The organism is Roseivivax isoporae LMG 25204 (genome assembly GCF_000521865.1).
Classification (GTDB): Bacteria; Pseudomonadota; Alphaproteobacteria; order Rhodobacterales; family Rhodobacteraceae; genus Roseivivax; species Roseivivax isoporae.
Window position 1 is genome coordinate 1 of record NZ_JAME01000066.1, and the last position, 9,272, is coordinate 9,272.

10 protein-coding genes are annotated in these 9,272 nt (G+C 69.4%); 2 read left to right on the top strand and 8 right to left on the bottom strand.

What is annotated here, in order from left to right; translation table 11 throughout:
• Positions 1–5: 5 nt before the first annotated feature.
• From RISW2_RS24830 to purC, 6 genes are all read right to left on the bottom strand, one after another.
• Entirely contained in the window at positions 6–476 is a 471-nt protein-coding gene (locus tag RISW2_RS24830) for a hypothetical protein (protein WP_156943955.1), read from the bottom strand.
• A gap of 416 nt (positions 477–892) precedes the next feature.
• Positions 893–2,227 carry a sigma-54-dependent transcriptional regulator gene (locus tag RISW2_RS21810; RefSeq protein WP_043775125.1) on the bottom strand — a complete coding sequence of 445 codons (1,335 nt, stop codon included), beginning with the start codon at positions 2,225–2,227 and terminating at the stop codon, positions 893–895.
• 6 nt (positions 2,228–2,233) lie between these two features.
• Positions 2,234–3,997, bottom strand: coding sequence for a sensor histidine kinase (locus RISW2_RS21815; RefSeq protein WP_043775128.1), 1,764 nt, complete (start codon positions 3,995–3,997; stop codon positions 2,234–2,236).
• Between the two features lie 36 nt (positions 3,998–4,033).
• Entirely contained in the window at positions 4,034–4,702 is a 669-nt protein-coding gene (gene purQ, locus RISW2_RS21820; RefSeq protein WP_043775131.1) for a phosphoribosylformylglycinamidine synthase subunit PurQ, read from the bottom strand.
• Positions 4,702–4,932 (bottom strand): phosphoribosylformylglycinamidine synthase subunit PurS, encoded by a 231-nt coding sequence (gene purS / locus RISW2_RS21825; protein WP_043775142.1) that lies wholly within the window; start codon positions 4,930–4,932, stop codon positions 4,702–4,704. Before purS ends, purQ begins: the two co-directional genes overlap by 1 nt.
• Positions 4,933–5,030: 98 nt before the next feature.
• On the bottom strand, positions 5,031–5,792 hold the full coding sequence (gene purC / locus RISW2_RS21830) for a phosphoribosylaminoimidazolesuccinocarboxamide synthase (RefSeq protein ID WP_043775133.1): 762 nt from the start codon (positions 5,790–5,792) through the stop codon (positions 5,031–5,033).
• A 183-nt stretch (positions 5,793–5,975) separates the two neighbouring features.
• Here purC and RISW2_RS21835 point away from each other — a divergent pair, with 183 nt between their 5' ends.
• Positions 5,976–6,290 carry a DUF1476 domain-containing protein gene (locus RISW2_RS21835; protein ID WP_043775136.1) on the top strand — a complete coding sequence of 105 codons (315 nt, stop codon included), beginning with the start codon at positions 5,976–5,978 and terminating at the stop codon, positions 6,288–6,290.
• A 22-nt stretch (positions 6,291–6,312) separates the two neighbouring features.
• Here RISW2_RS21835 and RISW2_RS21840 read toward each other — a convergent pair whose 3' ends face one another.
• Positions 6,313–7,398, bottom strand: coding sequence for a PA0069 family radical SAM protein (locus RISW2_RS21840; RefSeq protein ID WP_043775139.1), 1,086 nt, complete (start codon positions 7,396–7,398; stop codon positions 6,313–6,315).
• A gap of 227 nt (positions 7,399–7,625) precedes the next feature.
• Here RISW2_RS21840 and RISW2_RS25415 point away from each other — a divergent pair, with 227 nt between their 5' ends.
• The gene (locus RISW2_RS25415; RefSeq protein ID WP_164490726.1) at positions 7,626–7,799 is read left to right on the top strand and encodes a hypothetical protein; all 174 of its coding nucleotides are present in this window, start codon (positions 7,626–7,628) and stop codon (positions 7,797–7,799) included.
• 45 nt (positions 7,800–7,844) lie between these two features.
• Here the strand turns inward: RISW2_RS25415 and RISW2_RS21845 are convergent.
• A partial coding sequence (locus tag RISW2_RS21845; protein ID WP_051492296.1) for a divergent polysaccharide deacteylase family protein occupies positions 7,845–9,272 on the bottom strand: 1,428 nt, incomplete at its 5' end.

The following is a 9,272-nucleotide window of genomic DNA, read 5'->3' on the forward strand; positions in this document are numbered from 1 at the left end:
ACTTTTCAGGGGAGCAGGTCAAAGCGGGTGCCACATGCACCACAGCCGGGTCCGTCCAGGATTCCGTTGTGATTGCGCAGGCGGGAAACCTCCTCATCGAGGTGTGCGGGCGATACGAGCGAGAAGGCGCTATTGCAGACCTTTCCTTCGAAGGTATGCACTTGGCAGCGCACCGTCCGCTGGTCGGCCCATACATGAGGGGCGCGGCGATACTGGAACGCGCAGCTGACCCGCCGATGCTTCTTGTCCGCGCCCGAGAGCTTGTATGCGCCCGGGCCGTGTTTTGCGACGATATCCAGTTGCTCCTCGGTGAGTTCAGGGCGGGCCTCTTCCCAGGCTTTCCTGCGCACGGCCGAGTCCGAGAGCGGCTGTCCGAAGTTGGAGCAGTCCGGATTGGCGCAGGTGTTGAGATGATACTTGCCCGCGCCCGGATAGAGCTGAAAAAGCTTGAAGTTGAAAGTCGCCAAACTTGCCATTCGGAACCTCGTCTTTCGCGGTTCCGCCTCGAGTCGTTTTTCCGACCAAAGAGCAGATTTTCCGCGGGGTTAGGAGTCTCACGATGCGGAAATCTCCGCGTGTTCTCCGGAGAGAACGGTCAAGCTTGCGGCACAAGAACATTGGCTCTATGTTCGGAAGCAGAAGGAAAAAGAGCCGAAAGGGCTTCATTTTTTGCTGGCAGGGGGCTGCCAGATGCGTGCGAGACTATTTTCTCGCATATCTTCTGCCTGATGCAGCTCAGGCGCGTTTCAAATCTTTCAATAAATCAATAGCCTGCCGCGTTTCCGCGACAGGCTTGGTTGTGGGTATGTCCCACCGAGCGGAATGCGTCAGCATCCGCCACGGCCTTTTCGGGGTCCGGAGGGGTGGCGGGCGAAGGCGCCCTGCCCGTCCCTCAGAGGTAGTCGGCGCGCTGCAGGCCGTACTTCGCCATCTTCTCGTTCAGCGTCCGGCGTGGCAGGCAGAGCTCCTCCATCACCGCCGAGATCGAGCCCTTGTGGCGGCGCATGGTGTTGTCGATGAGCATGCGCTCGAACGCTTCGACATATTCCTTGAGCGGCTTGCCCTCGGTGGTCATCACCGGCTTCATCTCCTCGTGGTCGTTCATGAGGAGCGAGGCGATGGTGCCCGTGCCGCGGCGCGATTGCAGCGTGGCACGTTCCGCGAGGTTGATGAGCTGGCGCACATTGCCCGGCCAAGGCGCCTGCAGGAGCTGCGCGGCCTCCTGCGCGGAGACCTGCGGCGCGTCGCAGCCGTATTCGTCTGCGTACTGTTCCGACAGGCGGGTGAACAGCGTCAGGATGTCCTCGCCGCGCTGGCGCAGCGGGGGCACGGTGATGCGCAGCGACGCGAGGCGGTAGAATAGATCGGGCCGGAGCGCCGTCTCGCAGGTCTTGCCCTCGTCCTGCAGGTTGCAGATCGCGACAATGCGGGTCTCGGGCGGCGTGCCCTGCTCGTTGATGACCGACAGGAGCCGCGCCTGTGCCTGGTCGGACAGCGATTCGATGTCCTCGAGCACGAGCGTGCCGCCGCGCGCCTCCTCCATGGCCGGAAGCTGGCTGTCCTCCGGGTCCATGGGGCCGAAGAGCCGCTTCATCAGCGTGGGCTCGTCCATGGCCGCGCAGGGCAGCAGGACGAACTTCTTGCCGGCGCGGCTGCCCACCGCGTGCAGCGCGTGCGCCACCAGCGTCTTGCCGGTGCCGGTCTCGCCGTCGATCAGGACATGGCCATCGGCCTGGCCCAGATCCAGCACGTCCTCGCGCAGCCGCTCCATCGCCGGCGAATGGCCGATGAGCTTCTGCATGATCTGGCTTCCGTCCGACAGCTCCTTGCGGAGCTGGCGGTTGTCGAGCGTCAGGCGCCGGGAGGCGGTTGCCTTCTTGGCGAGCTCGGACATGCGGTCGGGGTTGAACGGCTTCTCGAGGAAGTCGAACGCGCCGATGCGCATGGCCTCGACCGCCATGGGCACGTCGCCGTGGCCGGTGATCATGATCACCGGCAGGGCGCTGTCCACGCCCATCAGGCGCTTGAGGAACTGGATGCCGTCCATGCCGGGCATCTTGATGTCGGAAATGACGATGCCCGGATAGTCCGGGCCGAGGCTCGACAGCGCTTCCTCGGCGCTGGCATAGCTCTCGGTGTCATAGCCGGACAGTGCCAGCCACTGGCTGATCGACTGGCGCATGTCCTTCTCGTCGTCGACGATCGCGATCTTCATCGCCTTGGCCATCGCGTTTTACTCCGCGGCTTGTGTTTCTTCGTTCAGAATCGGCAGCTGCATCTCGAAAACTGCGCCACCCCCCTCGGCGTTCCGCGCCGTGAGACGACCGCCGAGGTCGTTCACGATGCCCGAGGAGATCGCGAGGCCCAGTCCGGTGCCGTCGCCGGGCTGCTTGGTCGTGTAGAACGGCTCGAACAGCGCATCGAGATCCTCGATGCCGTGGCCGTTGTCGCGCACGGACAGCGTCGCCGTCTCGCCCGAGGCGAGCAGCACCTCGATCTCGGGATTGCGGACGCTCTTGGTGGCGTCGAGCGCGTTCCTGAGGAGGTTCACCAGCACCTGCTCGATCCGCAGCCGGTCCCCCATGACACGCACCGGGTGGTCGGGCACGATCCGGCTGATGCGCACCTTCCGCGACTTGAGCTGCGGCTCCATCATGGCGAGCGCGGAAGTGAGCGCCTCGCCCATGTCCACGGGGCTGAACGCCTCCTGCCCCTTGCGGGCATAGGACTTGAGCTGGCGCGTGATTGCGCCCATGCGTTCGATCAGCTCGTCGATACGGTGGAAGGCGCTCTGCGCCTCCTCGACCCGGTTGCGGCGCAGGAGCAGGCGGGCCCCCGCGAGATAGGTCTTCATGGCCGCGAGCGGCTGGTTCAGCTCGTGGCTGACCGCCGCCGACATCTCGCCGAGCGCCGCGAGCTTCGAGCTCTGCTCGAGGGTCTGTTCGGCCACCGCGAGGTTTTCCTGCACGCGCTCGCGCTCGGCGATCTCGCGCTGGAGGCGCACGTTGAGGCGGCGCAGCTCCGCGCTCTCGCGCTGGAAGAGCGCCATGCGGAGCGCCGTCTTGCGGCTGAGCGCGTAGAACGCCAGCGCGGCGAGCAGCGCGAACACCATGATCTCGAGCGCGAGCACGGCATTCACCCGTTCGCGCACGCTCGCATAGGTGGTGAAGGAGGTCATCGACCATCCGCGGAACGGGATGCGGCCCTCGACGCGCATCACCGCCTCGCCCTGCACGTAGGCGTCCGCCGAGGCGGCGGTCCAGTCGGCGGTGGCCTGGATCGCGCGTTCGATGGCGCTGTCCGGGGGCTGGCGCTGCAGCGCCTCCGCGACGGAGAGCCCGCGCCAGCGCGGTTCGGTGGCAAGGATGATCGTGCCCTCGGAATCCGTCACGAGCACCGCGTCCGAGATGCCGGCCCAGGCCCGTTCGAACTTGGCGAGGTCGACCTCGACCACGATCACGCCGGCGGTGTCGCCCTGGGACTCCACCCGCCGCGAGTAGACGAAGCTGTAGCCGCCCGCCTCGCGTTCCTGAGTGGTGAACACCGTCGCGTTCGAGCGCAGCGCGTCGAGGAAGAAGGCCGCCGAGCGGTGCTGTTCCCCGAGCCGGTTGCGGTCGGTGGCGGCGACGGTGCGGCCCTCGCTGTCGAGCAGCATCAGCGAGGCCGCGCCGATCTCGTCCACGTAGGAGATGAGCCGCTGCGACGACTGGCTGTAATCGGCCGCGTTCAGCGCCGCGATCAGCGCGGGGTCGCGGGCGAGGAGCTGCGGCACGATGGCGTTGCGCCGGAGCTCGGACAGGAGGTTCCCGGAATAGAGCGCGAGCCGCAGTTCGGCGCGGTTGCGCGTGGTTTCCGTGAAGCGGTCGGTCAGAAGCCGGTTGGTGACCCAGACCGTGGCGACGGCCGCCACGAACAGGACGATCAGGGCCGTGCGCACACGCCAACTGAGCGGTCCTGTGCCCTCGGCCTCTTCGGCATTATCGCGGTCTTCCGCCATTCAGGAACGTTAAGGCCTGCGGAATCCCGCCTCAAGTCACGCTGCGGTCAGCGCTTCGGCGAGATGCGCAAAAAGCCGCTGACCATCGGTGCCGCCATGGGCGGGATCGGCGGCCCGTTCGGGATGCGGCATCATCCCGAGGATGCGACGATTGTCCGAAAGGATGCCCGCGATGTCGTGCACCGACCCGTTCGGGTTGTCGCCGTAGGTGAAGGCGATGCGGTCCTCGGCCTGCAGGCGGTTCAGCGTGTCGGGGTCCGCGATGTAGTTGCCGTCATGGTGCGCGATGGGGATCTGCAGCACGTCGCCGGCATTGTAGGCGCGGGTGTAGACGCTGTCCGAGGTGCCGACCACGAGCGGCACCGTGCGGCAGATGTACTTGAGCCCCGCATTGCGCAGGAGCGCGCCCGGCAGGAGACCGGTTTCGGTCAGGATCTGGAAGCCGTTGCAGATGCCCATGACGTAGCCGCCGCGCTCGGCGTGCGCGCGGACGGCGGCGATCACCGGCGAGGTCGCGGCGATGGCCCCGCAGCGCAGGTAGTCGCCGTAGGAGAAGCCGCCCGGCACGCCCACGATGTCGGTGCCCTCGGGAAGACCGGTGTCCTTGTGCCAGACCATCGTGGTCTCGATCCCCGCCGCGCGGAAGGCCACGGCGAGGTCGCGGTCGCAGTTCGATCCGGGGAAGACGATGACGGCGGCGCGCATCAGGCGATCTCGATCCGGTAGCTTTCGATCACCGTGTTGGCGAGCAGGCGTTCGCACATGTCGGCCACCTCGGCCTCGGAGGTGCCGTCCTTCAGGTCGAGCTCGATGACCTTGCCCTGGCGGACGCCCGCGACGCCCTCGAACCCCATCGCGCCGAGCGCGTGGCGCACGGCCTCGCCCTGCGGATCGAGCACCCCGTCCTTCAGCATCACGTGCACGCGCGCCTTCATCGTCGTCTCCAGCATTGGCCTCAGGGGCGGTCGGGCCCCTGTTTCTTCTTTTCTCGGTACAGGCGCAGGGACCGGACGTTGCCGTCCGTCTTGCGCTTTCAATTGATGAGCGTCGGCTTCGACATGGGCTGCGCGCTCTTGGGCATGACGCCCAGCCGACGCGCCACCTCGGTATAGGCGTCGGTCAGGTTGCCGAGATCGCGGCGGAACACGTCCTTGTCGAGCTTCTGCCCGGTCTCGATGTCCCAGAGCCGGCAGCTGTCGGGCGAGATCTCGTCGGCCACGACCAGCCGCTGGAAATCGCCCTCGTAGACGCGGCCGATCTCGATCTTGAAGTCCACGAGCTTGATGCCCACGGCCATCATGACGCCCGAGAGGAAGTCGTTGACCCGCAGCGCGAGGCTCAGGATGTCGTCCATGTCCTGCTGGCTGGCCCAGCCGAAGGCCGCGATGTGCTCCTCGGTCACCAGCGGATCGCCGAGCTTGTCGTCCTTGTAGCAGTACTCGACGATCGGGCGCGGCAGCGGCGTGCCCTCCTCGATGCCGAGACGGGTCGAGAGCGAGCCGGCCGCGAAGTTGCGCACCACCACCTCGAGCGGGATGATCTCGCACGAGCGCACGAGCTGCTCGCGCATGTTCAACCGGCGGATGAAATGGGTGGGCACGCCGATGTTGTTGAGCCCGGTCATGAAGAACTCGGACAGGCGGTTGTTGAGCACGCCCTTGCCGTCCACGACATCCTTCTTCTGGGCGTTGAACGCGGTCGCGTCGTCCTTGAAGTACTGAACCAGCGTGCCGGGCTCGGGGCCCTCGTAGAGAATCTTCGCCTTGCCTTCGTAGATCTTCTTGCGCCGTGCCATCGAGGCCCTTTCCGAAACGGGGGCGGGACCGCGCCCGCCTTTGGGCTTCGTTTAGTCGAAGGGGCGCGTTGCCGCAAGCGGCGCACCGGTGCGGGCGGCCCTGCGGCGAGGCTGCTCTTGCGCTGTGCCCTGCGGGCCGGCAATGGTTCGGACATCGGAAAACCCGGGCCGGGAGACCAGGACATGACGATGTTCGACGATAGAGAATCCGCCTTCGAGAACAAGTTCGCCCACGACGAGGAGATGCGGTTCCGTGCGGAGGCGCGGCGCAACAAGCTGCTCGGTCTCTGGGCGGCGGCGAAGATGGGCCTCTCGGGCGAAGCCGCCGAGGCCTATGCCAAGGAGGTGGTGAAGGCCGATTTCGAGGAGGCTGGCCACGAGGACGTGGTGCGCAAGGTCGCGGGCGACCTCGGCGACACGTCGAGCCCCGAGGAGATTCGCGCGCAGATGGCCGAGTGCCTGCTCGAGGCCAAGAAGCAGCTCGCCGAGGAGCACTGAGCGCCCTGCCCGCCGGGCCGGGTCAGAACAGCGACAGCTGGTCCCCCGGCCGCGGCGGCACGCGGAAGAGGTCCGTCCGGAGCGGCGCCGTGCGCCGGTCGAGCCCCAGCCTGCGCGCGGCGCGCGCGAAGCGCTGCGCCACGATCTGCGCGTGCGGACCCTCGCCGCGCATCCGGTGGTGCCAGCGCGAATCGTAGTCCTTGCCCCCGTGCATCTCGCGCAGGCGTGCCATGACCTTGGCCGCGCGGCCGGGAAACGCCGCCTCGAGCCAGTCCTGCCAGAGCGGTGAGACCTCGCGCGGCAGGCGCAGCATGATCCAGCTGGCGGCGTCGGCGCCCGCCTCTGCCCCGGCCTCGAGGATCGCCTCGAGCTCGTGGTCGGTCAGGCCCGGCACCACCGGCGAGGCCATGAGCCGGACCGGCACCCCGCCCGAGACCAGCGTGCGGATCGCCGCGAGCCTGCGCGCGGGCACCGGCGCGCGCGGCTCCATCGCGCGACTGAGCGCGGGATCGAGCGTGGTGACCGAGATGCCGACGCGGGCGAGCCCCTCCGCCGCCATGGGCGCGAGGATGTCGAGGTCGCGCTCGACCAGCGCCCCCTTGGTCACGATGGCGACCGGGTGGCGGAACTCGCGCAGCACCTCGAGGCAGGCGCGCATGATGCCGCGGTCGCGTTCGATCGGCTGGTAGGGATCGGTATTGGTGCCGATGGCCAGCACCGCCGGGCGGTAGCGCGGGTTCCGGAGCTCGCGCGCCAGCACCGCGGGCGCGTCGGGCTTCGCGGTCAGCCGCGTCTCGAAGTCGAGCCCGGGCGAGAGGCCCAGATAGGCGTGACTCGGCCGGGCGAAGCAGTAGATGCAGCCATGCTCGCAGCCGCGATAGGGATTGAGCGAGCGGTCGAACGGGATGTCGGGCGAGCGGACGTAGTTGATCGCGCTCCGGGGGCGTTCCTCGGCGATCTCGGTACGCTCCTGCCGCACTTCCTCGGGGATGTCCCAGCCGTCGTGGTCGGCGGCGCGGGCGTGACGCTCGAACCGGCCCGCGTCGCGGCTCGCGGCACCGCGGGCGCGGCGCGCGCCGGCCCCGACGGGATTGGCGTGACGGGTCATGGGCAGCGGCCTCTCTCTGGCGCGCCGAAGGTGGTGCGCCTCTGCGCACAGGATGGAACATAACGCGAACACGCGCAAGCGGCGCGCGGCTGCGTGCGTTTTGGGCAGCGCGCGGTGCGGGTGCCGTTCCGCTGCGTCACGCGCGCGCAATTCTCGGTGTCGCCGCGCGGAGGGCTTTTTCTTTACGCTTTTGCGGACCATATTGCGGGTGAAGAGAGGAGACGATGATGCCCGTGACGTCCTTTTCCCTGCTCGTGCTGTCCGTTCTCGGCGCCGCCCTGCTGACCGTTTGGGCCCTGAGCGCCTTCGGCATCGCGACCGTGCTTCCGGTGGTGCTGGTTCTGGCGCTCGTCGCGCGCTGGGGCATGGGCCACGTACCCTTCGACGACCCGCAGGGCTGACCGCCCTCCCGTCGATGCCTCCCCCGAACCGCGAGGGGCTCCGCGTCAGGAGCCTTCCGCCTCCAGCACCTGGCTGGCCGGGACCAGTGCAACCTGCGCGGCGCGGTCCTGCAGACCCCACAGCAGCAACGCGGACACCGTGTCGGCCCGAAGCCGGCCCAGCATGACGACCGATCCTTCCTGCCGGGCGCGGAACGCCGCCTGGTCAAGAAAGCGGCGCTGCACGCGGGGGTCCTGCCCCTCCCCGTCGAAATCGCGGTAGACGCTTGCCGAGGGGACCCCGGCCCGCGCCGCGAGCGTGCGCGCCGTATTGAGCCCGTCGTCGAGCATCAGGAGCCCGTGGCCCGTGGCGGCAAGCGCCGCGGCGACCTGGTCGGACACGGCGCGGCTGTCGCCGAGGCCCCCGGTCGCGTCCGGCGCCTCGAGGACCCCTACCGCCTCGGGCAAGGCGCTGAGGGCGGCCTCGAGCGTCACCTCGGCGTCGCGCGCGGTGGCGCCGTCCGGCAGGCCCGCCAGCGCGAAGACCTCGAACCCCTTCTCGCGATAGGCACGCATGCGCGCGGCGGCGTCGGGCAGGCCGGGATCGACGGCAAAGCTGACCGGGAACGGGAAGGCGTCCAGCGCGTCGGGCCCGAGCGGCCCGCTGCCGTCGTCGATCAGGACCACCGCCATGCGCGGCTGGTCCCCGGCCGCGACCGGCTCCGCGGCGAAACGGCGCACGGGCGGCGCCTCGACGGCCTCCGCCTCGTCCCCTTCCGCCACCTCCGGAGCGGCGCCCGGACGGTTGACCGGAACCGCCGCGTCGCGGTCGGTGAAGCTGCCCGCGGGCGCGCCGAACGTCGTTCCCGCGCCGGTCCCGCGCGGCACGACCGGCGGGGGCGCGTCCTCGGCGCCGGCCTCGGTCCCGGGCGCGGCCTCGAGGAGCGGGCTCTCCTCGTCGGGGATCTCGGCACCGGGCAGGCTCGGGCCCTCGGTGGCGGACGGAGCCATCGCGGCGATCTGGGGCGCGTCCGGCTCTTCGGCCCCGGCCGGCGCGGGCCGGTCCTCCGCCTCGGGCACATCGTCGCCGTCGGTGTCCTCGGGCGTTGCAGCCTCCGGCTCGGCCTCGGCCTCCGGGTCGGCCACGAGCGCGGTTTCCGCCTCGGGCACCGCGGGGGCCGGCGGCTGCGCGGGATCGGTCGACAGGGCCGGCTCGGCCTCGACCGCCGGGGCGTCGGGCACGTCGAAGGCGGGCGGCTGCATCACCGGCGCGTCGCTGCCGACCGCGATGCCGCCGCCCGTCTCGGGCGCGTCGGGCACCGCGGGGGCCATGCTGTCCAGCGCGACCTCGGGCAGGCCGGCCGAGGCCGTGTCCCCGCCGGCGATCCCGCCCGCGGGTCCCGACTGGGGCGCGTCGAGCGGCTGCACCGCGGCCTTGTCGACACCCGCCTCGGGCGCCGGGCGCCGCCCGGGGCGCGGCTCGGGCGCCTCGCG

What these genes read in the sequence shown, in the direction of transcription:
- RISW2_RS24830 (WP_156943955.1), bottom strand. Translation starts at nt 476, where the DNA reads ATGGCAAGTTTGGCGACTTTCAACTTCAAGCTTTTTCAGCTCTATCCG.
- purQ (WP_043775131.1), bottom strand. Translation starts at nt 4,702, where the DNA reads ATGCGCGCCGCCGTCATCGTCTTCCCCGGATCGAACTGCGACCGCGAC.
- RISW2_RS21835 (WP_043775136.1), top strand. Translation starts at nt 5,976, where the DNA reads ATGACGATGTTCGACGATAGAGAATCCGCCTTCGAGAACAAGTTCGCC.
- purS (WP_043775142.1), bottom strand. Translation starts at nt 4,932, where the DNA reads ATGAAGGCGCGCGTGCACGTGATGCTGAAGGACGGGGTGCTCGATCCG.
- RISW2_RS21815 (WP_043775128.1), bottom strand. Translation starts at nt 3,997, where the DNA reads ATGGCGGAAGACCGCGATAATGCCGAAGAGGCCGAGGGCACAGGACCG.
- purC (WP_043775133.1), bottom strand. Translation starts at nt 5,792, where the DNA reads ATGGCACGGCGCAAGAAGATCTACGAAGGCAAGGCGAAGATTCTCTAC.
- RISW2_RS25415 (WP_164490726.1), top strand. Translation starts at nt 7,626, where the DNA reads ATGCCCGTGACGTCCTTTTCCCTGCTCGTGCTGTCCGTTCTCGGCGCC.
- RISW2_RS21810 (WP_043775125.1), bottom strand. Translation starts at nt 2,227, where the DNA reads ATGGCCAAGGCGATGAAGATCGCGATCGTCGACGACGAGAAGGACATG.
- RISW2_RS21840 (WP_043775139.1), bottom strand. Translation starts at nt 7,398, where the DNA reads ATGACCCGTCACGCCAATCCCGTCGGGGCCGGCGCGCGCCGCGCCCGC.